General features: G+C 73.3%; 27 protein-coding genes and 2 pseudogenes. 14 read left to right on the top strand and 15 right to left on the bottom strand.

What is annotated here, in order from left to right; genetic code table 11:
* Nucleotides 1-31 precede the first annotated feature (31 nt).
* From BM237_RS14950 to BM237_RS14940, 3 genes are all read right to left on the bottom strand, one after another.
* The gene (locus BM237_RS14950; RefSeq protein WP_093850133.1) at nt 32-817 is read right to left on the bottom strand and encodes an electron transfer flavoprotein subunit beta/FixA family protein; all 786 of its coding nucleotides are present in this window, start codon (nt 815-817) and stop codon (nt 32-34) included.
* Between the two features lie 177 nt (nt 818-994).
* On the bottom strand, nt 995-1,528 hold the full coding sequence (locus BM237_RS14945; protein ID WP_093850132.1) for a flavin reductase family protein: 534 nt from the start codon (nt 1,526-1,528) through the stop codon (nt 995-997).
* A 127-nt stretch (nt 1,529-1,655) separates the two neighbouring features.
* A complete protein-coding gene (locus BM237_RS14940) occupies nt 1,656-2,081 on the bottom strand; it encodes a TlpA family protein disulfide reductase (protein WP_093850131.1) in 426 nt (141 codons plus the stop codon).
* A 124-nt stretch (nt 2,082-2,205) separates the two neighbouring features.
* Between BM237_RS14940 and BM237_RS14935 the strand changes: the two genes are divergently transcribed.
* Both BM237_RS14935 and BM237_RS14930 read left to right on the top strand, forming a co-directional pair.
* On the top strand, nt 2,206-2,613 hold the full coding sequence (locus BM237_RS14935; RefSeq protein WP_093850130.1) for a DUF4395 domain-containing protein: 408 nt from the start codon (nt 2,206-2,208) through the stop codon (nt 2,611-2,613).
* Nucleotides 2,614-2,748: 135 nt separating this feature from the next.
* Complete coding sequence (locus BM237_RS14930; RefSeq protein WP_093850129.1) at nt 2,749-3,468, top strand: lysophospholipid acyltransferase family protein; 720 nt, start codon at nt 2,749-2,751, stop codon at nt 3,466-3,468.
* A 178-nt stretch (nt 3,469-3,646) separates the two neighbouring features.
* Here the strand turns inward: BM237_RS14930 and BM237_RS14925 are convergent, their stop codons facing one another.
* The 3 genes from BM237_RS14925 to BM237_RS14915 are packed head-to-tail and all read right to left on the bottom strand — an operon-like array spanning nt 3,647 to nt 6,953.
* Nucleotides 3,647-4,762 carry a threonine aldolase family protein gene (locus BM237_RS14925; protein WP_093850128.1) on the bottom strand — a complete coding sequence of 372 codons (1,116 nt, stop codon included), beginning with the start codon at nt 4,760-4,762 and terminating at the stop codon, nt 3,647-3,649.
* Nucleotides 4,741-5,511, bottom strand: coding sequence for an SDR family NAD(P)-dependent oxidoreductase (locus tag BM237_RS14920; RefSeq protein WP_093850127.1), 771 nt, complete (start codon nt 5,509-5,511; stop codon nt 4,741-4,743). Before BM237_RS14920 ends, BM237_RS14925 begins: the two co-directional genes overlap by 22 nt.
* A gap of 29 nt (nt 5,512-5,540) precedes the next feature.
* Nucleotides 5,541-6,953: a DUF6421 family protein gene (locus BM237_RS14915; protein ID WP_425443698.1), complete on the bottom strand. Its 1,413-nt coding sequence runs from the start codon at nt 6,951-6,953 to the stop codon at nt 5,541-5,543.
* 303 nt (nt 6,954-7,256) lie between these two features.
* Between BM237_RS14915 and BM237_RS14910 the strand changes: the two genes are divergently transcribed.
* Nucleotides 7,257-7,940, top strand: coding sequence for a glycerophosphodiester phosphodiesterase (locus tag BM237_RS14910; RefSeq protein WP_093850125.1), 684 nt, complete (start codon nt 7,257-7,259; stop codon nt 7,938-7,940).
* Here BM237_RS14910 and BM237_RS14905 read toward each other — a convergent pair.
* Nucleotides 7,912-8,541, bottom strand: coding sequence for a GNAT family N-acetyltransferase (locus BM237_RS14905; RefSeq protein WP_093850124.1), 630 nt, complete (start codon nt 8,539-8,541; stop codon nt 7,912-7,914). The genes BM237_RS14910 and BM237_RS14905 overlap by 29 nt on opposite strands.
* An 88-nt stretch (nt 8,542-8,629) precedes the next feature.
* Between BM237_RS14905 and BM237_RS14900 the strand changes: the two genes are divergently transcribed.
* The 5 genes from BM237_RS14900 (at nt 8,630) to BM237_RS14880 (ending at nt 12,554) form a co-directional block, all read left to right on the top strand.
* Nucleotides 8,630-9,022, top strand: a complete 393-nt coding sequence (locus BM237_RS14900) for a VOC family protein (protein ID WP_093850123.1) — start codon at nt 8,630-8,632, stop codon at nt 9,020-9,022.
* Nucleotides 9,023-9,187: 165 nt separating this feature from the next.
* A complete protein-coding gene (locus BM237_RS14895; protein WP_093850122.1) occupies nt 9,188-9,796 on the top strand; it encodes a DUF5134 domain-containing protein in 609 nt (202 codons plus the stop codon).
* A 100-nt stretch (nt 9,797-9,896) separates the two neighbouring features.
* Nucleotides 9,897-10,841: a M56 family metallopeptidase gene (locus BM237_RS14890; RefSeq protein WP_093850121.1), complete on the top strand. Its 945-nt coding sequence runs from the start codon at nt 9,897-9,899 to the stop codon at nt 10,839-10,841.
* Nucleotides 10,842-10,943: 102 nt separating this feature from the next.
* Entirely contained in the window at nt 10,944-11,684 is a 741-nt protein-coding gene (locus BM237_RS14885) for a phosphatase PAP2 family protein (protein WP_093850120.1), read from the top strand.
* 210 nt (nt 11,685-11,894) lie between these two features.
* A complete protein-coding gene (locus tag BM237_RS14880; RefSeq protein WP_093850119.1) occupies nt 11,895-12,554 on the top strand; it encodes a TetR/AcrR family transcriptional regulator in 660 nt (219 codons plus the stop codon).
* A 74-nt stretch (nt 12,555-12,628) separates the two neighbouring features.
* On the opposite strand, the pseudogene BM237_RS14875 reads toward BM237_RS14880, so the two are convergent.
* The 4 genes and pseudogenes from BM237_RS14875 to BM237_RS14860 form a co-directional block, all read right to left on the bottom strand.
* Nucleotides 12,629-13,117 (bottom strand): annotated as a pseudogene (locus BM237_RS14875) (transposase); the annotation flags it as partial.
* Nucleotides 13,118-13,127: 10 nt separating this feature from the next.
* Nucleotides 13,128-14,291, bottom strand: a complete 1,164-nt coding sequence (locus BM237_RS14870; RefSeq protein ID WP_093850118.1) for a phospholipase D-like domain-containing protein — start codon at nt 14,289-14,291, stop codon at nt 13,128-13,130.
* 34 nt (nt 14,292-14,325) lie between these two features.
* Nucleotides 14,326-15,117: a S1 family peptidase gene (locus BM237_RS14865; RefSeq protein WP_139238113.1), complete on the bottom strand. Its 792-nt coding sequence runs from the start codon at nt 15,115-15,117 to the stop codon at nt 14,326-14,328.
* Nucleotides 15,118-15,569: 452 nt separating this feature from the next.
* Complete coding sequence (locus tag BM237_RS14860; protein WP_107415234.1) at nt 15,570-17,054, bottom strand: LVIVD repeat-containing protein; 1,485 nt, start codon at nt 17,052-17,054, stop codon at nt 15,570-15,572.
* Nucleotides 17,055-17,253: 199 nt separating this feature from the next.
* On the opposite strand from BM237_RS14860, the gene BM237_RS14855 reads away from it, so the two are divergent.
* The 5 genes and pseudogenes from BM237_RS14855 (at nt 17,254) to BM237_RS14840 (ending at nt 21,037) form a co-directional block, all read left to right on the top strand.
* Nucleotides 17,254-17,982 carry a DUF305 domain-containing protein gene (locus BM237_RS14855; RefSeq protein ID WP_245793629.1) on the top strand — a complete coding sequence of 243 codons (729 nt, stop codon included), beginning with the start codon at nt 17,254-17,256 and terminating at the stop codon, nt 17,980-17,982.
* A 52-nt stretch (nt 17,983-18,034) separates the two neighbouring features.
* Nucleotides 18,035-18,127: pseudogene (locus BM237_RS29955) on the top strand (hypothetical protein); the annotation flags it as partial.
* Between the two features lie 73 nt (nt 18,128-18,200).
* Nucleotides 18,201-18,878, top strand: coding sequence for a uracil-DNA glycosylase (locus BM237_RS14850; protein WP_093850114.1), 678 nt, complete (start codon nt 18,201-18,203; stop codon nt 18,876-18,878).
* The gene (locus BM237_RS14845) at nt 18,875-19,891 is read left to right on the top strand and encodes an N-acetylglucosamine kinase (RefSeq protein WP_093850113.1); all 1,017 of its coding nucleotides are present in this window, start codon (nt 18,875-18,877) and stop codon (nt 19,889-19,891) included. Before BM237_RS14850 ends, BM237_RS14845 begins: the two co-directional genes overlap by 4 nt.
* Nucleotides 19,892-20,044: 153 nt before the next feature.
* Entirely contained in the window at nt 20,045-21,037 is a 993-nt protein-coding gene (locus BM237_RS14840; protein WP_175541014.1) for a sirohydrochlorin chelatase, read from the top strand.
* A 103-nt stretch (nt 21,038-21,140) separates the two neighbouring features.
* Here the strand turns inward: BM237_RS14840 and BM237_RS14835 are convergent, their stop codons facing one another.
* Entirely contained in the window at nt 21,141-22,196 is a 1,056-nt protein-coding gene (locus BM237_RS14835; RefSeq protein ID WP_093850111.1) for a lactonase family protein, read from the bottom strand.
* Between the two features lie 139 nt (nt 22,197-22,335).
* The gene (locus BM237_RS14830; RefSeq protein WP_093850110.1) at nt 22,336-22,758 is read right to left on the bottom strand and encodes a secondary thiamine-phosphate synthase enzyme YjbQ; all 423 of its coding nucleotides are present in this window, start codon (nt 22,756-22,758) and stop codon (nt 22,336-22,338) included.
* Between the two features lie 65 nt (nt 22,759-22,823).
* Here BM237_RS14830 and BM237_RS14825 point away from each other — a divergent pair, with 65 nt between their 5' ends.
* Nucleotides 22,824-23,951, top strand: coding sequence for an FAD-dependent oxidoreductase (locus BM237_RS14825; RefSeq protein WP_093850109.1), 1,128 nt, complete (start codon nt 22,824-22,826; stop codon nt 23,949-23,951).
* Nucleotides 23,952-24,191: 240 nt separating this feature from the next.
* On the opposite strand, the gene BM237_RS14820 is transcribed toward BM237_RS14825, so the two are convergent.
* Together BM237_RS14820 and BM237_RS14815 are read right to left on the bottom strand one after the other, a co-directional pair.
* Nucleotides 24,192-25,211 carry a LacI family DNA-binding transcriptional regulator gene (locus tag BM237_RS14820; RefSeq protein ID WP_093850108.1) on the bottom strand — a complete coding sequence of 340 codons (1,020 nt, stop codon included), beginning with the start codon at nt 25,209-25,211 and terminating at the stop codon, nt 24,192-24,194.
* A gap of 137 nt (nt 25,212-25,348) precedes the next feature.
* A complete protein-coding gene (locus tag BM237_RS14815; RefSeq protein WP_093850107.1) occupies nt 25,349-25,669 on the bottom strand; it encodes an L-rhamnose mutarotase in 321 nt (106 codons plus the stop codon).
* Between the last annotated feature and the right edge of the window lie 119 nt (nt 25,670-25,788).

Genomic DNA, 25,788 nt, shown 5'->3' with positions numbered 1-25,788 from the left:
AAGGAGTGAGGGGTGCGACGGGCCTTCGGGCTCAGATGAACTTCTGGCCCGCGAGGAACTCGGCGAGCTGCTTGGCGCCCTCGCCCTCGTCCTTGACGATCGTGCCCGCGGTGCGGGCCGGGCGCTCGGCGGCCTCGTCGACCTTGGTCCAGGAGCCCTCGAGGCCGACCTCGTCGGCGTCGATGTCCAGGTCGTCCAGGTCCAGGGACTGAACCGGCTTCTTCTTGGCCGCCATGATGCCCTTGAAGGAGGGGTAGCGCGCCTCGCCGGACTGGTCGGTCACGGACACGACGGCCGGAAGCGCGGCCTGAAGCTGCTCGGTCGCGGCGTCGCCGTCGCGGCGGCCGGTGACCTTGCCGTCCTCCACGGAGACCTCGGACAGCAGCGTGACCTGCGGCACGCCCAGACGCTCGGACAGCAGCGCGGGCAGCACGCCCATGGTGCCGTCGGTGGAGGCCATGCCGCAGACGACCAGGTCGTAGCCGGTCTTCTCGACGGCCTTGGCCAGCACCAGGGAGGTGCCGATCGCGTCGGTGCCGTGCAGGTCGTCGTCCTCCACGTGTACGGCCTTGTCGGCACCCATGGACAGCGCCTTGCGCAGCGCGTCCTTGGCGTCCTCGGGGCCCACGGTCAGCACGGTGACCTCGGCGTCATCGGCATTCCCGGCGATCTGCAGGGCCTGCTCGACGGCGTACTCGTCGAGCTCCGACAGCAGACCGTCCACGTCCTCGCGGTCGACGGTCAGGTCATCGGCGAAGTGCCGGTCGCCGGTGGCGTCGGGCACGTACTTCACACAGACAACGATCCTCAAGCTCACGCCGGCTCTCCTACATGCGTCGTCATTACTGGCTGCCTTGTCTCACAGGCAGCATAGGCGCCTGATCGGGCGGAATCCGGTCCGGTGGGGCCGGCCCTCCATCCAGGATATTACTCGTCAGTACACCCAGGCCCTTACCCGGAGGCAAGGCCGGTGAACTGTGACCTTTCCAACGGCTCAGGAGGGCACTGTGCCCTCTCCCAGCGCGTTGTAACGCCCCGCGTGGTACAGCAGCGGGCGGCCCGTGCCGGAGGAGTCCCCGGCCACCACCTCCGCCAGGACCACCCGGTGGTCACCGGTCGGCACCCGGGCCACCACCGCGCACACCGTCCAGGCGAGCACGCCCTCCAGCACCGGCACCCCGTGCGGCCCCGGGCGCCAGCGGGTGGGCGGCGCGAAGCGGTCCGCCCCCGGGCGGGCGAAGGTGGCGGCCAGCTCGCGCTGGTGCTCGCCCAGTATGTGCACTCCCACGTGCTCCGCCTCGGCGACCACCGGCCACACCGAGGAGGCCGTGGCGATGTTGAAGGAGACCAGCGGCGGTTCGGCGGCGACGGAGGCCAGGGAGGTCGCGGTGAACCCGGCGGGGCGGCCGTGCCCGTGGGCGGTGATCACGGCGACCCCGGCGGCGTGCCGCCGGAAGACGGCACGCAGCAGGGCGGGGCCGGCTTCGGCCGCCTCCGGTGCCCGCCGGATGCCGTTCGGTGCGCTCATCTGAGATCCCCTGCCCACGGCAGGCCAGGCTGTCCACCGCGGGCGGTCCGCGTCAAGTTCGCCTGCGCGGATGGGACCAGGGTCACGCGGCCGGCCGTCCTCCCGGCCGCCGCGGCCCTCCCGGCCTTCACACGGCCTCCCCGAGCGCGGCGATGACATCGGCCCTGCGCGGCTGCCCGCTCGCCCGCCGCGCGATCCGGCCCCGCGCGTCCAGCACCAGGACGGTGGGGGTGCGCATGATTCCCAGCCGCCGCACCAGATCCAGCCGGGACTCGGCGTCCACCTCCACATGGACGACGCCCTCCACCATCTGCGCCACCTCCGCCAGAATCCGCCGGGTGGCCCGGCAGGGCTGGCAGAAGGCGCTGGAGAACTGCACCAGCGTGGCCCGCTCCCCAAGCCGCTCGGCGCCCACCTCCTCGGCGGTCAGCCTCTCCTCCGCGTCCCGTCCGCGCACCGTCATCCTTCCGTTCCGTCTGCTGTGCGCCATCCCGAAGGCGCCGGCCAGCGCCAGCACCGCCAGGCACACGATCAGTCCCGTCGTCCCTGTCATCCCCGCCCCCGTCGTTCCATCGCCTCTGCCCGCTCCCCGCATCGTCTCCCACAGCGCCAGGGGCCATGCCGCCGATTCCCGCATCCGGCCGCCACCGCCCCCCTGGGTGCGGAATGCTGTCGCCATGAGGGTCGACATACGGGGAACGAGGTTCGCCGCCGCCGTGACCACCGCGGTCCTGGCCGCCGTGCTGGTCAGCGGGAGTTTCCGGCTGCTGGCCGCGCAGGCGCTGGTGTTCGCCGCCGGGGCGGTGCTCGGCGTGGCGCGGTCGCCCTACGGTCTGGTCTTCCGCCATCTGGTCCGCCCCCGGCTGGGGCCGCCGGCCGGAGTGGAGGACGCGGCGCCGCCCCGTTTCGCGCAGGGCGTGGGCCTGGCCTTCGCCCTGGTGGGTCTGGTGGGGTACGGCGCCGGTCCCCTGTGGCTGGGCATGGCGGCGACCGCGTGCGCGCTCGCGGCGGCCTTCCTCAACGCCGCCTTCGGCTACTGCCTGGGCTGTGAGATGTACCTGGCGCTGCGCCGGGTCACGGGGTGAGTCGCCGGGTGGTGTCCGAACGTGACGAGGATCTCCCGGCCCCGGAACTGGCCAGGGAAGTTACGGCAGCGTAGGTTCGGGTAGACCAGCCGGGAGAACCCTCCCCAGGCAGCCTCCCAGAAGGGTCCTCCCCGTATGGCAGAACTGGTGTATCCGCCCGTGATCGGCGCAGCCCGCACCCTGTTCAGGGCGCTCGACCTGCGTTTCGACATCGACGGCACCGAGCACGTCCCGCGGCGCGGCGGCGCCGTGCTGGTCAGCAACCACATCGGCTACCTCGACTTCGTCTTCGCCGGGCTGGCCGCCCGGCCCGCCAAGCGGCTGGTGCGCTTCATGGCGAAGGAGTCGGTCTTCCGGCACAAGGTCTCGGGACCGCTGATGCGCGCGATGAAGCACATACCGGTGGACCGCTCGCAGGGCGAGCACGCCTACCGCCACGCGCTGACGGCGCTGCGCTCGGGCGAGATCATCGGTGTCTTCCCCGAGGCCACGATCTCGCAGTCGTTCACCCTGAAGAACTTCAAGACCGGGGCGGCCCGGATGGCGCAGGAGGCGGGCGTGCCGCTGCTGCCCGTCGCGCTGTGGGGCACTCAGCGGCTGTGGACCAAGGGCCACAAGCGGGACTTCGGCCGCAACCACTTCCCGATCACCATCCGGGTGGGCGAGCCGCTGCGGCCCGCCGAGGGCGAGTCGGCGGCCGGGCTCACCGAGCGGCTGCGCGACCGCGTGCAGGAGTTGCTGGAGGCGGCCCAGCGGGCGTACCCGGTGCGGCCCAAGGGGCCGGAGGACACCTGGTGGATGCCCGCGCACCTGGGCGGCACCGCCCCGACCCCGGCCGAGGCCGGCTCTCTGTAGCAGGGCGGACAGGGGACCGCACGCGGCCGGAAGGCGGTTTCGACCGCTCCGGCCGCGTGCGGTCCCCTGTCCTCTCCTCGACCGGCTCCCCACCCCCGCCGCCCCCGGGAAAGCCCGCGAAGGCAGACAGAAGCGGCCCGCCGCGCTTTTCCGGCCGGCGGGCCGCCCGCACGCGCGGTCAGCGGGCCATCTCCTCCCGCAGCGCGGCGACGAAGCCGTCGACGTCCTCCTCGGTGGTGTCGAAGGAACACATCCAGCGCACGTCGCCGGCGGCCTCGTCCCAGAAGTAGAAGCGGTGGCGCTTCTGCAACCGCTCGCTCACGTCGTGGGGGAGCCGGGCGAAGACGGCGTTGGCCTGGACGGGGTGGAGGATCTCCACACCGTCGACGGCACGCGCGCCCTCGGCCAGCCGCCCGGCCATGGCGTTGGCGTGGGAGGCACTGCGCAGCCACAGGTCCCCTGCGAGCAGCGCCTCGAACTGCGCGGAGACGAACCGCATCTTGGAGGCCAGCTGCATCGACAGCTTCCGCAGGTGCTTCATCGCCCGCACCGCGCCGGGGTTCAGCACGACGACGGCCTCGCCGAAGAGCATGCCGTTCTTGGTGCCGCCGAAGGAGAGCACGTCCACGCCGGCGTCCGTGGTGAACGCCCGCAGCGGCACGCCCAGCGCGGCCGCCGCGTTGGCGATGCGGGCGCCGTCGAGGTGGACGGCCATGCCGCGCTCGTGGGCCGTCTCGCAGATCGCCCGGATCTCCTCGGGCGTGTAGACGGTGCCCAGTTCGGTGTTCTGGGTGATCGAGACCACCTGCGGCATCGCCCTGTGCTCGTCGTCGAAGCCGTACGCCTCGCGCTCGACCAGCTCGGGGGTGAGCTTGCCGTGCTCGGTGGGCACGGTCAGCAGCTTCAGCCCGCCGACCCGTTCGGGTGCGCCGCACTCGTCCACGTTGATGTGGGCGCTCTCGGCGCAGACGACCGCGCCCCAGCGGTCGGTGAGGGCCTGCAGGGCCACGACGTTGGCGCCGGTGCCGTTGAACACCGGGAAGACCTCGGCCGCCGGCCCGAGGTGGGCGCGGAAGACCTCCTGGAGGTGGGCGGTGTACTCGTCCTCGCCGTAGGCGGTCTGGTGACCGCCGTTGGCGAGGGCGAGCGCCGCCAGGATCTCCGGGTGCGCGCCCGCGTAGTTGTCGCTGGCGAAGCCGCGCACCCGCGGGTCGTGGCGGCGCCGGGCATCCGTCGGAGGGGATGCCGGGGGTGCCTCGGTCGGGTGGGCCTCTACGGTTGCGGGGTCAGCCACAGGCGGTGTCCGTTCACTTCCTCGGCGGGCTTGTCCCAGACACCGGCGATGGCCTCGGCCAGCTCCCCGACGTCGGTGAAGCCCGCGAACTTGGCGTTCGGGCGCTCGGCGCGCATCGCGTCGTTGACCAGCGCCTTGACCACCAGGATGGCAGCCGCGGCCGGCGGCCCCGAATCCGACCCCTTGCCCGCCTTGCGGAAGGCGTCGGCCAGGGCCAGGGTCCAGGCCTCGGCGGCGGCCTTGGCCGCGGAGTAGGCGGCGTTGCCGGCAGTGGGGCGGGTGGCGCCGGCGGCGCTGATCAGGACGTAGCGGCCGTTTCCGCTGCGGCGCAGGGCCCCCTCGAAGGCCAGGGATGTGTGCTGCACGGTGCGTACCAGCAACTTCTCCAGCAGGTCCCAGTGGGACAGGTCGGTCTCGGCGAAGGCGGCCGAGCCGCGCCAGCCGCCCACCAGGTGCACCAGCCCGTCGACGCGGCCGTGCTCCTTCTCGGTGCGGGTGGCCCACTCGCGGGTGGCCTCCAGGTCGAGCAGGTCGACGGTGTCGCCGGTGACGGCGGCGCCCCCGTGCGCGAAGCGCGCCCTGTCGACTGCCTCGGCCAGCCGCTCGGCGTCCGCGTCGGCGGCGACGACGGTGGCGCCCCGTTCGGCCAGGCTCAGCAGCGCGGCCTGCCCGGCGGGCCCCGCCGCGCCGGCGACGGCGACGACGGCGCCGTCCAGGGGGCCGCCGTTGCCGTTGGGTGTGCTGGTCATGGTGATCGCCTCTCTGTGACGTCCGGTGGTCACGCCGCGGCCGGGACGGCGGACTCGGCGGTGATGCCCTTGGTCGATGCGATCACGTTACGCAGCTTCTTGGCGAGGGCCTCGTAGAACATGCTCAGCGGGAACTCGTCGGGGAGCACCTCGTCCACCAGCTTGCGCGGCGGCAGGCTCAGGTCCAGGGCGTCGGGGCCCTTGGCCCAGGTCGAGCCGGGGTGCGGGGCGAGGTAGGTGGAGACCAGTTCGTAGGCCTTGAACCAGTGGACCAGCTTCGGGCGGTCGATGCCCTCGCGGTAGAGGGTCTCGATCTCCTCGCGCAGGTGCACGGTCACCTCGCGGGCCCGCTGCCAGTCGATGCTGAGCTTGTTGTCCGTCCAGCGCAGGGCGTCGTGCTTGTGGAGGTAGGCGAACAGCAGCTGGCCGCCCAGCCCGTCGTAGTTGCGGCTGCGCTCACCGGTGACGGGGAAGCGGAACAGGCGCTCCAGCAGCACGGCGTACTGCACGTCGCGGCCCTGCTCGAAGCCGTCGGCCTCCAGCTTCACGGCCTCGTGGAAGGCGGTGAGGTCGCAGCGCAGCTCCTCCAGGCCGTACATCCAGAACGGCTGGCGCTGCTTGATCATGAACGGGTCGAAGGGCAGGTCGCCGTGGCTGTGGGTGCGGTCGTGGACCATGTCCCACAGCACGAAGGTCTGCTGGGCGCGCTTCTGGTCGGCCAGCAGGCCCCGGGCGTCCTCGGGCAGCTCCAGCTTGGTGACCTCGCAGGCGGCGTCGACGACGCGGCGGAAGCGGGCGGCCTCGCGGTCGCAGAAGATCCCTCCCCAGGAGAACCGCTCGGGCGCCTCGCGCACGGCGACGGTCTCGGGGAAGAGGACCGCGGAGTGGGTGTCGTAGCCGCTGGTGAAGTCCTCGAAGGTGATGCCGAGGAAGAGCGGGTTGTCGTAGCGGGTGCGCTCCAGCTCGGCCAGCCAGTCCGGCCAGACCACGCGCAGGACGACGGCCTCCAGGTTGCGGTCGGGGTTGCCGTTCTGCGTGTACATCGGGAAGACGACCAGGTGCTGGATCCCGTCGGCGCGGCGGGAGGCGGGCCGGAAGGCCAGCAGGGAGTCCAGGAAGTCGGGGACGCCGAAGCCGCTCTCGGCCCAGCGGCGCAGGTCGGCCACCAGGGCGCGGTGGTACGCCTCATTGTGCGGGAGCAGCGGTGCGAGCTCCTCGACGCAGGCCACGACCCGCTCGATGTGCCGCTCGACATCGGCCCGCGCGGGGGCGCCCTCGGCCTCGAAGTCGATGGAGCCGTCCTTGGACTGGGCGGGGCGGACGGCCTCGACGGCCTCCTTGAGCACCGCCCAGGCGGGGTGCTCCACCACACGGCCGGCGAACGGGCCGTCGGCGGTCGGAGCGCCACCCGTCATCACCGCGGGCGAAAGGATTTCCGTCATTACTACCCCTCCACAGAAGAAACTCTCGTACCAGCACCGTAGCTGCGCAGACTTCCTCGATCAACCCGAGGGGGAGAAAGTTCTTCCGTCCACCACCCGCTATACGGATGTTTTTCCTGTGGACACCTCCCGAAGCGGAAGAGAAGGCCGTATTACGCGCCGCAGGCGCCGATCCGGCGAGCTCCGCGCCCGGCCGCCGGGGGCCGCCGCCGCCCCGCGTCCCGGGCGGTGATCGTCCGCGGCTACCCTTGCCGCGCGTACGCACCGACGCTTCGAGACACCGCAGGAAAGCGAGAACGCGCCGTGCCACTGCTGACCGTCGGCCACCGCGGGGTGATGGGCGTCGAGCCCGAGAACACCCTGCGCTCCTTCGTCCGGGCCGACCGCGAGGGCTTCGACGTCATCGAACTGGACCTCCACCTGAGCCGGGACGGCGCACTGGTGGTGATGCACGACGCCGACGTGGACCGCACCACCGACGGCTCCGGTCCCGTCGCGGACAAAACCCTCGCCGAGCTGCGCGAACTGGACGCCGGCCTCGGCGAGCGCGTCCCGGTCTTCGAGGAGGTCGTGGAGGCGGTCTCCGCACCGCTCCAGGCCGAGATCAAGAACCGCGCCGCGGCGCGGGTGCTGGCGGAGGCCGTCGAGCGGCTCGGTCTTCACCGGCGGGTCACGGTGATCTCGTTCCACGACGACGCCCTGCGCGAGACCCGCAAACTGCTGCCGGACATCCCCATCGCACTGGTCACCGGCTCCTCCACGCCCACCGCCCCCGAGCGCGCCGTGGACCTGGGGGCCCCGATGGTCTCCTGCGAGCTGCGCCGGCTGGACGCGGAGGTCGTCGGGCGCTGCCGCGCCGCGGGCCTGAAGGTGATCTCCTGGACGGTCAACACCGACCAGGACCTGGCCCGCGTCCGCGAACTGGGGCTGGACGGTGTGGTCACCGACCTGCCCGACGTCAGGAGGGCGGTCGGCGAAGCGACTTGACCAGCAGCTCGAACTCCAGGTCGTCGCGGAGCGGGGCACCGAAACGCTCGTCGCCGTACGGGAAGGGGCTGGTGCGCCCGGTCCGGGCGTAGCCGCGGCGCTCGTACCAGGCGATCAGGTCCGCCCGGGCGGTGATCACCGTCATGTGCATCTCGCGGGCGCCCCAGCGCTCCCGCACCGTCCGCTCGGCCTCCGCCAGAACCGCCCTGCCGAACCCGCCTCCCTGGAGGACCGGCCGGACGGCGAACATCCCGAAGTACGCGACGGTCTCCCCCGCCCCGCCCTCGCGGCGCTCGAGCTGGCAGCAGGCGACCGGCTCCCCGTCCCGCTCGGCGATCAGCATCAGGCTGCCGGGGGTACGGACGACGTCGGCGACGCCCTCGGGGTCGGTGCGCTGCCCGTCCAGCAGATCCGCCTCGGTGGTCCAGCCCGCCCGGCTGGTCTCGCCCCGGTACGCCGACTCCACCAGGGCGACCAGCGTGGGGACGTCGTCCTCGCGGGCGGTCCTGAAGCTCAGGCCGGAGGCGGTTTTGGAAGCCGTCCGGGGGGTGGCGTCGGAGGCCGGGGAGGCGGGGTCGTTCACGGCGTTCGGGGCGTTCATGGGGCCGAGCCTAAACCTCCGTCCGCGCGACCCGGCGGCTCGGCCCGTATGCCGGACAGCGCCCCGGCCACGGCCTAGGCTCGGTGCCATGGTTCAGGTACTGAGCAGCCGGGTCCTGCTGCGCCCCACCGACCCCGACCGTTCGCGGGCCTTCTACGGTGACGCCCTGGGGCTGGCCGTGTACCGGGAGTTCGGCACCGGGCCGGAGCGCGGGACCGTCTACTTCCTGGGCGGCGGTTTCCTGGAGGTCTCCGGCCGATCCGAGGTCCCGCCCGCGCCCGGCCTGAGGCTGTGGCTCCAGGTCGCCGACGCGGCCGGGGCCCACCAGGAGCTCACCGCCCGCGGCGTGGAGGTGCTGCGGGAGCCCAGGCGCGAGCCGTGGGGGCTGGTGGAGATGTGGATCAGCGATCCGGACGGGGTGCCGATCGTCCTCGTCGAGGTTCCCGGGGACCATCCGCTGCGCTACCGGCCCGGTATCTGAGGCCTGCGTGGCGAGCCCCGGGGGCGGTACCGCACCGCCGGGAGCGTGCGCCTGGGCCGCACTCCCCCACTGCCTCCACACGCTCCCGTACACGCGCCCTGCGCCGGGCATCCTCCCCGCGGAACCGGCCGGAGCAGCCGGCCGGGCGAGCGGTGGGGAGGCGGGGTGCACGGACCGGAACCGGTCGGCTGGATGCTGGTGGCCCTGTGCGGCGCCGTGGGCGCGTACTGCCTGCGGCGAACGCGCGGCGGCACACCCGGGCAGCGGCGGGAGGCCGCCGGGGAAGCGGTGATGGGGCTGGGCATGGCCGTGATGGCACTGCCCGCTTCGGCGGTGGACCCACCGCCGCCGGCGGTCTTCGTGGCACTCTTCGGCGCCACCGCGGGGTACGGGCTGGCGCTGGTCCTGTTCGACGGGGAGCACCGGCTCCACCATCTGCACCACACCGTCGGCGCCCTGGCCATGCTGCACATGGCACTCGCCATGGCCGCCGCTCCCGCCCCCGCCCACGGGCACCATGCGGCGCCGTCCGCGCATCCGGCCTCCGCGGCGGCGACCGGAGCGCTGCTGGTCTACTTCGCGCTGTACACGCTGCTCGCGGGGGCCCGGCTGGCGCCCGCGCCGGACTCCCTCCGCCTGCCGGAGACGGCCGCCTCCGGCGTCCGCGGCGGTCGTGGCGGTCGTGGCGCCGGGCCGCGGCGGGCACCGGAGGTGGCCGCCGCCTGCCGACTGGCGATGGGCATAGGGATGTTCGCGATGCTGCTCACCGTCTGAGCCCTCGCGGGGAGCGGGGAACACCATGCCGGTGAGGCGTGCGTCACTTCCCGTTTCCCCCCGGACGCGCAAGCGGCCGCCGGCTCATAGGCTGTTCCTCATGATGGTCGCGCTCGCACTGATCGTCCTGGGCGCACTGACCGCGGCGACGGCGCCGCGCGTGCTGGCCCGCGGCTCCTGGCCGGACCGCGAGCCGGTGCTGGCGCTGCTGGTGTGGCAGTGCGTGGTGGTCGCCGTGCTGCTGTGCTGCGTGCTCGCCATGGCCCTGTCCGGCGCGGCGGCCTGGCAGGCCGTGCGCGGCCACGTCTTCGCCCCGGCTCCGAGCCGGGTCGTCGAGGCGTACGGACTCAGCGCGTTCGGCGAGTCCTGGCCCGCGGTGGTGGCGGTGGTGCTCGCCTGCGGCGGCCTGTGGACCGCCGCGATGCTCACCCGGGAGATCCGCCACGCGCGCGCCCGGCGGCGCGCCCGGCGCGCCGAACTCCTCACCCGCGCCCCGCTGCTGCCCGGCGAGGAGCCGGCCTTGGGGGAGCGGCTGGTGGTGCTGGAGAGCGAGCGCCCGGACGCCTGGTGGCTGCCGGGGAGCACACCCCGGCTCGTGGTCACCACCGCGGCGCTGCGCCGGCTGGGGGGACGCAGGCTCGACGCCGTCCTCGCCCATGAGCGTGGCCATCTGCGGGCCCGTCACGACTGGCTGCTGAACTGCTCGTCCGCGCTCGCCGCCGGTTTTCCGCGGGTGCCGGTCTTCCGCGCGTTCCGGGACCAGGTGCACCGGCTGGTCGAGCTGGCCGCCGACGACGTCGCCTCGCGACGCTGCGGACGGCTGGCGGTGGCCCTGGCGCTGGTCGAACTCAACGAGGGGCGCGGGGTCTTCGACCCGTACGCCTCGCACTCCGGCGCACAGGTGCCGCAGCGGGTGGACCGGCTGCTGAGGGCCGCTCCCCGGCTGACGGTGGTCCGGCGGCTGCGGATGACCGCGCTGGCGGCCCTGGTGCTGATGGTGCCGTTGCTGGTGGCCTTCGCCCCCGGGCTGAGAGCGCTGGGCTGAGAGCGCTGGGCCGCCACCCGTGCGCCGCGGCGCGCGCCCCCTCGACCGGCCAACCCGCCGACCGGACGGTTGGACCGCATTCCCGTGGCGATTCTCTCCACCATGGCCCCCTCCCTCCGGCGCTCCTCCCGGCGCTCCTCCCGGCTCTCCTCCCGGCGTTCCCTTCCGCGGTCCTTCCCGTGCCTCGCCGCCCCGCTGTGCACCGCTGTCGCCGCCGTGCTCACCGTGCTCGTCCTGGCGGGGTGGGACCCGCTGCTGGACCTCGACGCGCACGTCACGGCAGAACTGCACCGCACCGCGGTCACCGAACCCGGCTGGACACGGCTCAACCGGGTGCTGACCGACTGGGTCTGGGACCCGTGGACGATGCGGGCCGTACTGCTGGTGACGGTCGTGTGGCTGGTGCTGCGCGGCGCGCGCCGGCCGGCGCTCTGGTTCTCGGCCGCCGCGCTCGCCGGCACCGTCCTCCAGCAGGCCCTGAAGGCGCTGGTCGACCGCGACCGCCCGCGCTGGAGCGACCCGGTGGACTCCGCGGGCTTCGCGGCCCTGCCCTCCGGCCACGCCATGACGGCGGCGCTCACCTGCGGTCTGCTGCTGTGGCTGGTGCGTCTGCGCCGAACGGGTCGCCCTGTGCGCCTGGCCGTTGCGTGGGTGGGCGCGGTGAGTGTCGCCGGGGTGGGCTTCACCCGGGTCTACCTGGGTGTGCACTGGCCCACCGACGTGGTCGTCGGCTGGCTGCTGGGCTTCGCCGTGGCCGCCGCCGCGGCGGCGCTGTGGAGCGGACGCGGTGCCCGGCCCTCTCGACCGGAGCTGCGCGGACCGGGAGGATCGGATCCCGGATGATCGGAATATGGTCAGAGGGCCCTCGCCGGCCTCCCCCGGGCACCGCTGCGCGGCGCGTCGTGCGGGAGCGCCGGAGGAGGGCCGATCTCGGGCGATCCCCCGCGTCGCCCGAGATCGGCGTCCGACCGGACACCGCCGTGACTCGCCGGTCGGCGTCCGGAGACCGCTGAGTATATTGGCCCTGAGCCAGTCAACGCAGGAGTTAACAGGATGTCCCCTCGCAGCGCATCGGTCAATGAGGAGTTGCGCCGGCGTTCCCGCGAGCGGCTGCTGCAGGCGACGGTGGAACTCGTCGACGAGCGCGGATACGAGGCGACGACTCTGGGGGACATCGCGGACCGGGCCGGGGCCGCACGGGGTCTGGTGTCGTACTACTTCCCGGGCAAGCGGCAGCTGCTCCAGTCAGCCGTCCACCGGTTGATGCATCTCACCCTGGCCGAGGCGCTGGAGCGCGAGCCGCGGCCCTCGGGCCCGGACGCCGGGCGGGAGACGCTGGCCCGCGCGATCGACGCGATCCTGGGCCTCGCCCGCGACCGGCCGACGCTGATGCGCACCCACATGGCCGGGATCCTGCAGCACGAGGGCTTCGTCCAGTGCGACGAGCAGCAGCGGCTGGCCTGCCTGCTGCGCGACACCGTGGCCGACTACGGCTCGCCCGATCCGGACACCGACTATCCGCTGCTGCGCGCACTGCTCATGGGGGCGGTGGTGGCCGTGCTGCTGCCCGGGGCGCCGATGCCGTCGGCGAGGCTGCGTGCCGAACTGTTCGCCCGGTACGGGCTGGACTGGGAGCTGGGGTTCCCTCCCGACGTCCCCCGGAAGGGGTGTTCCGGGCAGGTCCCGCTGCTGCCGCTGCCGGACCCGCTCTGACGGACCCCGGCGGCGACGGGAGCGGACGGGCGGGCCCCGGCGGCACGGCCGATGCTGTTGGTCAATTCCGGGGCCTATGCGGTCTTCGCCCCGTCGATCGTCTGGTCGGCGGGGCGGAGTCGTGCGAAGTGGCTGGTGCGGGTGCGGGCTCGGGGTGTGCCGGTGAGGTGAGCGTCGATGCGGGCAAGGTTGATCGCGGCGCCGGTGAGCTGGTGCTGGAGGCTGGTCTTGGCCAGGCCCCGGTAGCGGGATCTGCGCAGGCCGCAGCGTCCGGCGGCTTGGGCGATGGTGTCCTCGGCCCCCGCCCGGACCTTGTAGCGGTCCTTCCACGCATCGCTCTTCCGCTCGGCTCTGGCCGCCTGGAGTGCCTGGTGTTCGCCGTGATGCCGCAGCCGCAGCCGCAGCCGCAGCTCACGGTTCTTGCCGGAGGGCGAGTTGATGCACTCCCGCCGCACCGGACAAGGCCGGCAGTCCAGCGCGGAGAACCGCACCCGCAACACGGGCTGCCCCCTCCGGGAGAGGCGCTCGCTCCAGTTGATGCTGGTCCTGCCGCCGGGGCCCGCGTCCACGGCGTCAGCCGACGGGGGTGGCGACGGCCCGCATGTCGAGGAAGTTCCGCTTGTAGGCGTCATGCGGCACCGCGCCCTCCAGCCGGAGCAGGGCCTCGTCGTTCTCCCGGAGCGAGGAGTGGTCCAGATTGTGCGAACCGGTGAAGGTCCACTTGGTGTCCGGGTGGCCCGCGTAGTTGCCCTCGACGGTCAGGTACTTCGAGTGCACCAGGTAGCCGTCCGCGGTGTCGAGCCGGTACAGCTTCAGCCGGCGGTGCCCCTGCATGATCCCGACGTCGTTGCTGTCGGCGTACACCACCTCCACCCAGCAGTCCTGGTCCGCCAGCGCCCGGAGCTTGCGCGCCACCGCGTCCCGGTGCAGGGCGAAGGCGCTGACGCGGATCACCGTCTTGTGCGACGCCGAGCCCACCGAGGTGTTGCCCGTGCAGGTCACGTTGTCCAGCACGTCGACCACCACGTCACCGGTGGCCTGCGGGAAGAAGTAGTACTTCTCCGTGCCCACCTTCCCCTGCCGGAAGTAGTCGCCGTCCTTGCGCATGGCCGCCAGGTCGTCGAAGTACGACACGTAGGCCGAGTAGAGACCGGTGTTGCCGACGACCGTGTAGGCGTTGTTCCAGTACTTCTCCACGTTGAGGGAGGTCTGGTTGGCGGAGGTCTGGATCACCACGTCCTCCGCCTCGCCCGCGCTCCCGATCCGGGAGAAGGTGAAGAACTTGTTGTGGTTGATCGGGTTCACGTCCGCGGGGGCGTCGGCGATGCAGGCCCGGCCCTCGGTGCACACCCGCGCCCACGAACCGCCCGAGGTGTCGCCGCCGAGCGCGGTCCGCACGCTCCGCGCCGCGGACCGGTCCGCGTACTTGGAGTCCAGTACGACCCTGACCTGGACGCCCCGGTCGTGCGCGGCGATCAGCGCGTCCGCGTAGTCCTGGTCGGCCAGCGCGTACAGGGCGGCGCGGATGGTCCGCCCGCTCTGCGTGGCGTTGACCGCGCCGATGATGTGGTCCTTGACGGCGTTCTTCCGGGCCGTGGTGCCCTGGGGGTCGTTGAAGACCGCCCCGGTCGTGACGGGCGCGGCGACCTCCCCGTCCGCGGCCGCGGCGCCGGCCGGGGCCAGCAGAGCACCGAGCAGCAGGGCCGTCGTGACGATGCGTCCGGTGATGGGGTTCATCCTTCCTGGTTCCGGTGGACTGTTCACGGGAGGGTCAGAAATCCCTCATCACGTTCTCGATCCACGTGAGGCTGGTGGGCGTGCTCGCGAAAACGAAGTTGGAGTCGTCGGGGCAGTACTGGGTGCCCCCGGACACGACCCCCACCTGGTAACGCTTCCCGTCCACGAGCTTGAACAGCGGTCCGCCCGAATCCCCGTTGCAGGTGCGCCCGTTGAGCCCCGACGTGCGGATGGCCCGGCCGCCGTACACGTCGTTGGCGTTGATGCTCTCGACCCGCATGGTGGCGCGCTTCAGCAGAATGCTGGACCCGCAGTTTGTCCCGCAGGTCACGCCCCATCCGAACACGTAGGTGGTGGCGCCGACCTTGGGGTTGGCGGTGGCGAGGCGGACCGGCTCGGCGTTCGCGGAACGGTTGAGCTTCAGCATCGCGATGTCGTGGTTTGCCCTGACCTTCGAGTCGGATATCCCCACGACGCCCCCGCCGCTGGTGCGGTTCAAGCTCTTGACCCGGACGGTGAGCTGGGAGTCCGGGATCCTGTCGCCGTTGACGTACAGGCAGTGCTTGGCGGTCAGCACCCACCGGTTGTCGACGATCGATCCGGAGCACCGGAAGACCCCGTTGCGGTGGAGAGCCGCCATGCCCCGGGAGGAGTCGGCGGTCTCGCCCCCGATGATGCCCTCGGGGCCGTCCTTCCCCACCACCGTGGTCTTCCCGACGTCGGCGACCGGTGCGGAGTCCGCGGCGGCCGGGCCGGCGGCCCCGATTCCCAGGGAAATCGCGGAGACAAAAGCCAGGACGATTTTCCCGATTCTCTTTGAACGCACTTATTCCTACCCTGTCGACGAAATACTCTCCGGGAACCTATCCTCGAAAACGTGTCCGCGCAATCGGTTTCAGGCCACTCCGGACGCGGAAAAGAATGGTTTACAAAACCGTGGAAAACCTACTGGAAGTCGACATAAGCTCGCTGCGATCACGCCACTGAGCGGGGCCCTCACCCCCCTCTATATACGGGGAACGAGGAGGGGAGCCTCTGGCGCATCACCCCGTCGGGGTTTTCCCGCAGCACCCGGATCCGGAGAAAAGAAACCCAGATGCATCGCGGCATCCGCACCCACCCCATACGACAACGTCGGCCTTCAGGACCACAACGGGTCTTGAAGGCCGACGTCACGCACGGGCCCCGGAATTGGCCAACAGCATCGGCACAGCCGCCGGGGCCCGGTGTTCAGCGGTTCGAACCGGCTCGGGCCGACCCGGACCGGCCCGGACCGGCTCAGCGGTAGTCGGGCTGGGTCTGCGGGTTGAGCTCGTCCAGCCGGACGCGCTCGGCGCCGGCGGTGCGACGGTCCCGGATCCGCAGGACGTCGAAGCCCATCTGGATGTCGTTCGAGTAGACGTGGCCGTTGTAGTAGTACGCCGACCACGAGCCGCCGATGGTGTCGGGGTCGGAGTACGGGCCGCGCTCGAAGTACCCGATCTCCCGGGGCCTGGTGGAGTCGGTGAAGTCCCAGAAGGAGACTCCGCCCTGGTACCAGGCCTGCACCATGACGTCCCGGCCCTTGACCGGGATCAGCGAGCCGTTGTGGGCCACGCAGTTCTCGGTGTCGGCCTGGTGCCGGGGAATCTTGAAGTAGCTCTTGAACACCAGCTTGCGCTGATCGCCCTTGCCGGTGATGTGGTAGATGCCGTTGGCGCCGCGCTTGTCGCCGACCTCCGCGTTGCAGGTGGCGCCGACACCGCCGCCGAGCTCGTCGGTGAAGACGACCTTCCGGCCGTTCTCGTTGAAGGTCGCCGAGTGCCAGAACGCGAAGTTCTCGTTGTCCTGGACGCGGTCGATGACGCGGGGAGCGGCCGGGTCCGAGATGTCCATCAGAATGCCGTCGCCCATGCACGCGCCCGCCGCGAGCCTCAGCTCGGGGAACGCGGTGATGTCATGGCAGCCGGTGGTGGGCACCATGGCGACCGGGTTCTCCGGCGGGCCCGGGTTGCCGCCGTCCGGGAAGAGGACGGGGAAGTCGATCACCGCCGCTTCCCCGGGAGCCTGGCGCGGCACCTTCACGATGGAGATCCCGTCGTGCGGAGGCCGGCAGTCGGGGAAGGAGTCGTCCGGGAGGTAGGACGAGACGTAGACGTAGACGTCCCCCCGGTCGGGCACCAGCGTGTGGGTGTGCGAGCCGCAGGCGGTCTCGACGGCCGCGACGTACCGCGGGTTCCGCTTGTCGCTGATGTCGAAGACCTTGATGCCCTCCCAGGAACTCTTCTCCGTCGGCGACTGGGCGGTGCTGTTGCAGGAGTCGTCGCTGCGCGAGGAGTCCGTGGACAGGAAGAGCAGGTCCCCGGAGACGGAGATGTCGTTCTGGCCGCCCGGGCACAGGACCTGGCTGACGACCTTGGGGGACTTCGGACGGCTGATGTCGTAGACGGTGAAGCCGTCGTAGTTGCCGGCGAAGGCGTAGCGGCCCTGGAAGGCCAGGTCGGTGTTGAGGCTCTTGAGCGCCCCCTTGGGCAGGTTGGTCAGATGGGAGACGTTCCTGCTGTGGACGACCTCGTCCACACCGGGTATCTTGCCGCTCCCGATGGCGGTTCCGGCTTCCGTGCGGTCCTGCTTCGACACCTTCCCGGACGTGGCCGGCGAGTCACCGGGGTCGGGGATCGCCACCGCCGGTCCGGCGGCCAGGAGCGTGGACAGCAGGCCGAGTACGGCCGCGGCCGCGCCGAGGTGTCTGCGCCGCGCACGGGGTCTGGGCAACGACGTCACTGCTTCCTCCCTGTCGATCCGCTTGGCACCGCTCCGAGTTGGGCGGTTCACGGACTCGGGCAGTATGACTCCTTACACCCCTGCGTCGACAGGGGAATACGAGCACGGCGCCGGGTCCCTCCGTGTCAGGATTCGGGCGCGCCGGAGCGTCCCGTGCCAGGATCGGGGAACTGGCGTACCCCGTGCCACAGGAGGAAGAGTGACAGACCGTCACAGATCCCGGTTCTCCGCCCGCGTGTTTCCGTCCGCGCCGGCGGCACTGGTCGCACTGACGGCGCTGGTCGCACTGACGGCGCTGACCGGCTGCGAGGACGGCTCCGACCAGGCGGCCCCCGGCAGCGGCCCCTCCGTGATCGCGCCCGGCAGGCCGGGCGAGGCCGCCGAGACGCTCTCCGCCGAAGAGGCCCGGAAGGCGGGGGAGGCACACAGGGGCAGACCGAACGCCGCGGACTTCTCCTACGTCACACGGATGATCGAGCACCATCAGCAGGCGCTGGTGATGACCGATCTGGCCGAGCAGCACGCCGGATCGGGCAAGGTGCGCCGGCTCGCCGACCGGATCGCCGCGGCCCAGGGGCCGGAGATCTCGGCGATGCGGTCCTGGCTCAAGCGCAACGGCCGCGACGGGGGCGGCCAGGAGGACCGCACGGACCACGGCGGCCACGACGGCCACGGCGGCCACGACGGCCACGACGGCGCACCGATGCCCGGCATGGCGACCGAGGAGCAGCTCGACGAGTTGCGGCGGGCCCGCGGCGAGGGCTTCGACCGGCTCTTCCTGAAGCTGATGATCGCCCACCACCAGGGCGCCGTGACGATGGCCAAGGACGTGACGGCCGACGGCCGTGACACCCAGGTCCAGGAGATGGCCGGGGACGTGGCCGTCCAGCAGACGGCCGAGATCAACCGGATGCGCTCGATGTCCTGACGGGTCACCCGAAAGGCCACCCGAAAGGCCGCCGCGGGAGATGCCCCGGGAGCAGATCGACGACGCGGTCGGACGGTTCACCGACGCGGCACGGCGGGCACCGGCGGCCGGGTTCGAGGTCGCCGGGATCCACGGCGCGCACGGCCGGCCCCGCGGACCGCGGCCGGTGGGCGCGACCGGCTGAGAGGCACCGGGCCGACCCAGTAGAGTGACCGCCCGTGGCAGCACGACCGTTGAGTGAACTTGTCGAACCGGGCTGGGCCAAGGCGCTGGAGCCGGTGGCCGGACGCATCGCCGCGATGGGCGACTTCCTGCGCGCGGAGATCGCCGCGGGGCGCACCTATCTGCCCGCCGGGCCGAACGTGCTGCGCGCCTTCCAGCAGCCCTTCGACGACGTACGGGTCCTCATCGTGGGCCAGGACCCGTACCCCACGCCGGGCCACGCCGTCGGGCTGAGCTTCTCGGTCGCCCCCGACGTGCGCCCGCTGCCCGGCAGTCTGGAGAACATCTTCCGGGAGCTGCGGGCCGACCTCGGACTGCCCCGGCCGTCCAGCGGCGATCTCACCCCGTGGACGCGGCAGGGCGTCCTGCTGCTCAACAGGGCGCTGACCACCGCGCCGCGCCGGCCGGCGGCGCACCGCGGCAAGGGCTGGGAGGAGGTCACCGAGCAGGCGATCCGGGCGCTGGCGGCGCGCGGCAAGCCGCTGGTGGCCGTTCTGTGGGGCCGGGACGCCCGGAATCTGCGGCCGATGCTGGAGGCGTACCCGGCGGTGGAGTCGGCCCACCCCTCCCCCATGTCGGCGGACCGCGGCTTCTTCGGTTCGCGCCCGTTCAGCCGGTCCAACGAACTGCTGGTGCGGCAGGGCGGGGAGCCGGTCGACTGGCGCCTGCCGTGACGGGCCGCCCGGCCCCCTGGGTCCTGGGGGTCGACTCGGGCGGATCCGGACTGCGCGTCGCCCTCGCCCGGGCCGTCGGCGACGGCCCCGCGGCGGCGCCGGCCCCGGTGGGCACCGCCGTGTCCGAACGCCCGGTGCGCACCGGCCCCGCGGGCATCGAGGCGGACCATCTGCTGGAGCTGGTACTGCCCCGGGCCCGTGCCCTGCTGGCCGCCGCCGAACCGGATGCCGCCGGGACGGACCCGGCCGGACTCCGGATCGACACCGTGTGCGTGGGGGCGGCGGGGATGGCGACGCTCGGCGGTGAACTGCGCGCCGTTGCGCCGGAGGCGTTCGCCCGGGAACTGGGTGCCCGGCGCGTGGCGCTGGCCGCCGACGCCGTGACCGCGTACGCCGGCGCGCTGGGCGAGCGTCCCGGCGCCGTGGTCGCCGCCGGGACCGGGATGATCGCGACGGGTACGGACCTGCGTTCCTGGCGGCGCGCCGACGGCTGGGGCCACCTGCTGGGCGACTGCGGCGGCGGTGCCTGGATCGGCCGGGCCGGCCTGGAGGCGGCGATGCGGGCCCATGACGGCCGGCCGGGCGGATCGGCCGCGCTGCTCGCCCGCGCCGAGGCCGTCTTCGGCCCGGTGGCCTCCCTGCCGGGGAAGCTGTATCCGCGTACCGACCGCCCGGCGGTGCTCGCCTCGTTCGCCCCGGAGGTGACCGGGTGCGCCGAGCGGGATCCGGTGGCGGCGCGCGTCGTCGAGGAGGCGGCCGTCCACATCGCCGAGAGCGCCGCCGCCGTCTGCCCCGGGTCCGGGGGCAGCCTCGTCGCCCTGACCGGCGGGCTCTTCAAGGCCGGCGAGCCGCTGCTCGCGCCCCTGCGCCGGGAGCTGGCCGTACGGCTGCCGCACGCCCGGACCGTCCCGGCGGCGGGAGACCCCCTGGCCGGAGCCCTGTTCCTGGCCGGCCGGCTGGCCCGGGACTCACTGCGGCTGCCGCGGGACCCGGCCCTCCTCCACATCCGGTGAGACGGACGCGGAACCGGGCTTGCCGACCGGCCATGCCTGGTAACACAGCGAGATGGGGCCGTCACCGCGACGCGCGGGACGAAAGGGGACAGACCGGCACTCCTCCGCCCCGCCCGAACAGCCGAACCCGCCAAGGCATTAGCATGCGGCGCCATGAGCACCCCCACTGGCCCCGCAAACGGCCTGCCCGTACGAATGCCGCGTCCCCGACAGTCCGGACGGCACCGCCGGCCTCAGCCCGCCATAGCGCCCGAGGGTGCGCCCGCTCTGGTGCTGGCCGTCCCCGGCGTACCCTCCGGCACCTCCCGGAGCCTTGCCGAGGAGATCCTGAGCATCGCCCGCTCCGAACTGCCGGGGCTCGACGCCCGGATCGGTTTCGTGGACGGCGAGGACGGTGAGTTCCCCGCCCTCCAGGGCGTGCTGACGCAGGCCGCGGCCGACCGCGCCTCCCGGGCCGCCGCGGCGACGGCCGCCGTCGAGGCCGCTGCCGCCGAGGCGGTGGAGGCGGGCGCGGAGGCCGCCGAGGTGGAGGCCGAGGCCGAGGCGGCCCGCCGCCGGATCGAGGAGGCCCCGCTCGCGGTGGTCGTCCCCCTGCTGGCCGGGCCCGACGGAGCGCAGATGCGCCGGATACGCCAGGCCGTGCTCGAGAGCGGTTCCGGTGCCGAGCTGACCGATGTACTCGGCCCGCACCCACTGCTGGCCGAGGCCGTCCACGTCAGGCTCTCGGAGGCGGGGCTGGCCCGGGCGGACCGCGCCCGGCTGTTCACCGTGGCGACCGCCGCCGACGGCATCATCCTGGCCGCCATGGGCGGCGAGGAGGCCGTGCAGGCCGCCGGTATCACCGGAATGCTGCTGGCCGCGCGTCTGACGGTGCCGGTGCTGTCCGCGGGGCTGGACGAGGAGGGCGCCGTCACCCGCGCCGCCGAGCAGCTCCGCGAGGCCGGTTCCCAGCAGCTCGCCCTGGCGCCCTGCCTGATCGGCCCCGAGGTTCCCGAGGGCCTGCTGGAGTCCGCGGTGCGGGAGGCCGACTGCCAGGCCGCCGAGCCGTTGGGCTCCTACACGGCGGTGGGCAGGCTGGTGGCCTCCACCTACGCCGCGAAGCTCGGCATCGCCCAGCGGTCGCCGCAGGGGGCGCAGGCCCACTGACCCGGGCCCTCCCCCCTGCGGCCCGCCGGGTCGCGGGCCGCACGGCGGCCGGACGGCGGGCCGGGCCCCGGCCGGCCTCTCGGCCGGTCTGCCGGCCGAGCCCTCAGCCGAGGACGACGCAGGTGGCGGCCGGAGCCTGGATCGAGCCCGCCCGGTGCGGCACCCCGGTGTCCGGGTCGATGTCGAACCAGGTCACGTCGCCCGAGCGCTCGTTGGCGGCGTAGAGTCTGCGCCCGGCCGGGTCCAGGGCCAGGTCGCGCGGCCAGTGCCCACCGCAGGGGACGGTGGTGACCAGCTCCATACCCGCGCCGTGCGGCTCCAGGGCCAGTACGGCGATGCTGTCGTGTCCGCGGTTGGCCGCCCAGGCCCAGCGGCCGTCGGCGGAGACCACCAGTTCCGAGGGGTGGTTCCCCCCTTCCGCTCCGGAGCCCGCCGGCAGCGTGCCGGCCTCCCCCGCGGGTTCCAGAACACCGCTCGCCCGGTCCCAGCGGCAGCAGACCACGGTGGAGACCAGTTCGTTGACGACGTACGCCCGGTCGCCGCGCGGGTGGAAGGCCAGGTGCCGGGGTCCGCTGCCGGGCCGCAGCGGTGTCCGCCCGTGCGGGCGGAGCGCGGCGGCGGCGTGGTCGAGCCGGTAGACCCACACCGTGTCGGCGCCGAGGTCGACCGCCAGCAGCCAGCGCCACGAGGCGTCGGCGACCACGGCGTGGGCGTGCGGCCCCTCCTGCCGCCCGCGCACCGGTCCGCGGCCGCTGTGGGACAGTACGGCCGGCTGCGCGCCGAGGGTTCCGTCGGGCCGCAGCGGCAGCGAACTGACGCTTCCCGAGGTGTAGTTGGCGGTGATCAGCTGTCCGGCCGCGCAGGTCAGGTGGGCGGGGCCGGCGCCTTCGACGGACACCGGCGCCCCGGCGGGGCTCGGCCGGTCGGGGTCGGCCAGGGACAGCGCGGCGGCGCGGCCGTCCTCGGTCTCGCTCACCGCGTAGAGCATCCCCCCGCCCGGCCCCGGCACGAGGTAGGAGGGGTCGGGCACCGCGTCCGTGTGGTGCAGCACCGTCAGCGCCCCGGTGTCCGGGTCGACGGCGGCCGTGGTGATGCCGCGCCCGCCCGCCGAGGTGTAGGACCCGATGTACGCCCGCCGTCCGCCGCCCGCACCGTCCACTGCGCCGCCCCTCTCCTGGTCTTCCCCGCCGAAACGCCGCCCGGCCCCCGGGCGCCGGGGTGACCGTAGCATTGGCCTGGACCAGACTGGGAGGGCTCCCAGCATTCCGGTCCGGCTCTGCCCCGGCCCGGCGACGCGGTCAGCCCAGGAAGGACAGCCGCACCCGCCGGTCGGGGTTGTCGCCGTTGGTGTCCACCAGGCAGACCGACTGCCAGGTGCCCAGCTCCAGCCGCCCGCCGATCACCGGCAGGGTGGCGTGCGGCGGGACGAGGGCCGGCAGGACGTGGTCGCGGCCGTGGCCGGGGCTGCCGTGCCGGTGGCTCCACCGGCCGTCGGCGGGCAGCAGGTCGCGCAGCGCGGCGAGCAGGTCGTCGTCGCTGCCCGCCCCGGTCTCGATGACCGCGATGCCGGCCGTGGCGTGCGGGACGAAGACGTTGAGCAGCCCGTCGCGGCCGCCGGCGACTTCGGCCAGGAATCCCTCGCATTCGCGGGTGAGGTCGGCGACGGTCTCGTCCGAGCCGGTGGTGATGTGAAGGGTACGGGTGCTGAAGTGATCGCTCATGCTTCCATCCTGGGGCCTGTCCCCGCCCGGGGAAGCATCCGGCCCCGCCCGTGGTTGGCCGGGGTATGGAGTTCTCCGAGGTGGATGTCGTGGTCGTGGGCGCCGGGCAGGCGGGGCTGTCGAGCGCCTACCACCTGCGGCGCGCCGGGTACGAGCCCGGCCGGGACTTCGTCGTCCTGGACCGCTCCCCGCGTCCCGGCGGGGCCTGGCAGTTCCGCTGGCCCACCCTGACCTACGGCCGGGTGCACGGGATGCACTCCCTGCCCGGCATGGAGCTGGCCGGCGCCGATCCCCAGCGTCCCTCCTCCGAGGTGATCGGCGGGTACTTCGCCGACTACGAGCGTGCCTTCGGCCTGCGGGTACGGCGCCCGGTGCGGGTGCGCGCGGTGCGCGAGGCCGGGGACGGACGGCTGCTGGTGGAGACCGACGCCGGGGTGTGGGCCGCCCGGGCGCTGATCAACGCCACCGGGACCTGGGACCGCCCCTACTGGCCCCGGGTGCGCGGTCAGGAGTCCTTCGCCGGCCGCCAGTTCCACACCTCCCGCTATCCCGGGCCGGGCCTCTTCGCGGGCGAGCGCGTGGTGGTCGTGGGCGGCGGCACCTCCGCCGTGCAGCATCTGCTGGAGATCGCACCGGTCGCCGCCGCCACGGCCTGGGTGACCCGCCGCGAGCCGGTCTTCACCGAGGGGCCGTTCGACGCCGAGCGCGGACGTGCGGCGGTCGCCCTGGTGGAGGAGCGCGTGCGCGACGGGCTGCCGCCGCGCAGCGTGGTCTCCGTGACGGGGCTGCCCATGACCGAGGAGATGCGGCGCGCCCGGGACAGCGGAGTGCTGCGGCGCCTGCCGATGTTCGACCGGATCACCCCCGGCGGTGTGGAGTGGGACGACGGGCGCTTCATCGCGGCGGACGGCATCGTGTGGGCCACCGGTTTCCGCCCCGCGATCGGCCATCTGGCGCCGCTGCGGCTGCGCGAGCCCGGCGGCGGCATCCGCATGGACGGCACCCGCGTGGTGCGCGATCCGCGGATCCACCTGGTCGGCTACGGCCCCTCGGCGAGCACCGTCGGCGCGAGCCGCGCGGGCCGGGCCGCGGTCCGTGCGGTGCGGGACATCCTCGGCCGCTCCCCGGAAGGCGAACGTACATCCGGGGAACCACCTGTGGGCGTGACGGCGAGGGGAACGGCTGCGCGGTGACCGCGGGACACGCGGCGCTCACGTTGTGCGATTGGCGCGCCGTGGAGCGTCACCACCCCCCCACCCCGGAGCCCCACCGGGAGACGGAGGCATCCGTCCCGGCATGCACAAGGGGAAAGTTCCCGACGGACCTCGTCACCGGTCTGCTCGCCGGCCTCGTCCACTTCGTCGGCCGGCTCGTCCGACCCGACCGGGGGCGACGACCGGAGACGGATCCGGTGGGGCCGGTGGGGCCGCGGTTCAGTGGCGCGGCGCGGAGATGCTGGAGTCCCGGACGACCAGTTCGGGCTGGAGCACGATCCGCTGGTGCCGGTGCCCGGCGGCCGCCTCCCCGGTCTCCTCGATGAGCAGGTCGGCGGCCGCGCGCCCCATCCGGAAGGCGGGCTGCCGCACCGAGGTCAGGGGTACGGCCGCCGCCGCGGCGAACTCGATGTCGTCGTAGCCGACCAGGGCGATCTCCCCCGGCACCGACACCCCGGCCGCGAACAGCGCCTGGAGCACCCCCAGCGCGAGCAGGTCGTTGGCGCAGAACACCGCCGTCGGCCTGGGCGTCATCCCCAGCAGTCTGGCGCCGGCGTCCCGCCCGGCCGCCACGTCCAGCCGTTCGCCCTCGATCCGCCGCAGCGCGGTGTGGGGCAGCCCCGCCTCGCTCAGGGCCGCCAGCGCGCCGGTGTGCCGGTCGCGGCACTGCGACAGATGCATCGGGCCGCTCACGTAGACCAGTTCCCGGTGCCCCTGGGCCAGCAGGTGCCGGGCGGCCAGCGATCCGCCCGTGACGTCATCGACGGAGACCGAGCAGCCCTCGTCGGCGCTGTCCAGCACCCGGTCCACCACGACGTAGGGGATGTCGTGGCGGCGGAAGTCGGCCAGGTTCCGGCCGGAGGTGTCGACCGGGGTGACCAGGACGCCGCGCACCCGCTGCTCGGCGAAGAGGGAGAGGTAGTCGGCCTCCTCCGCGGGGCTCTGCGCGCTGTTGCACAGCATCACCCCGAGCCCCTCCTCCCGCGCCGCCCGCTCGGCGCCGGAGGCGACGTCGGCGAAGAAGGGGTTGGCCATGTCCAGCACCAGCAGGGCGATGATCCGGCTGCGGCCCGCCCGCAGGTGCCGCGCCGACTCGCTGCGCACATAGCCGAGTTGCGCTATCACCGCCTGCACCCGGGTCCTGGTCTCCTCGGCGACCATCTCCGGCCGGTTGATGACGTTGGAGACGGTGCCCACCGACACCCCCGCCTGACGTGCCACGTCCTTGATCCCCACCATGCGCGCCACGAGCCCGACCGTCTCCCGTTTCCTGCTGTCCGCGGCGCCCGGCCCGGGGCCGCGCGCCCATGCTACGCACCCGCTCCGGGGCCGGGGGCTCAGCACAACCCGCGGCGCCACCACGGGCGTCACCGCCGTCAGTCGAGGTGGAAGACCTCGGTGAGGGGGCGCATGGCCTCGTCCGGCCGCGCGCCGTCCGGGGACTCGAAGAAGCCGGACATCTCCGCCTGCCAGCGGGCGTTGACGTCCGTGGCCTCCATGGCGGCCCTGGCCGCGGCGAAGTCCTCGGTCTCCAGATAGCCGACGAGGAGTCCGTCCTCGCGCAGGAAGAGCGAGTAGTTGCGCCAGCCGCTCCGGCTCAGGGCGCGGAGCATCTCCGGCCAGACGGCGGCGTGCCGCTCGCGGTACTCCGCCAGCCGGTCGGCGCGGACCTTCAGCAGAAAGCAGACGCGCTGCACGCGTTCCTCCTCGTGGGAAGCCGTGGACGACCGTGAGCACCTCCGTGAAAGGTTTCATGGAGGTGCTCACGGACGGTAGGGGCACTCCCCGGCCTCCGTCAACGGCCCGCGGGTGGAAA

Origin of the sequence: Streptomyces mangrovi (assembly GCF_900114215.1) — a bacterium.
Classification (GTDB): Bacteria; Actinomycetota; Actinomycetes; order Streptomycetales; family Streptomycetaceae; genus Streptomyces; species Streptomyces barkulensis.
The sequence above is the reverse complement of the archived record's forward strand: the minus strand, read 5'-3'. Positions and strand labels throughout refer to the sequence as shown.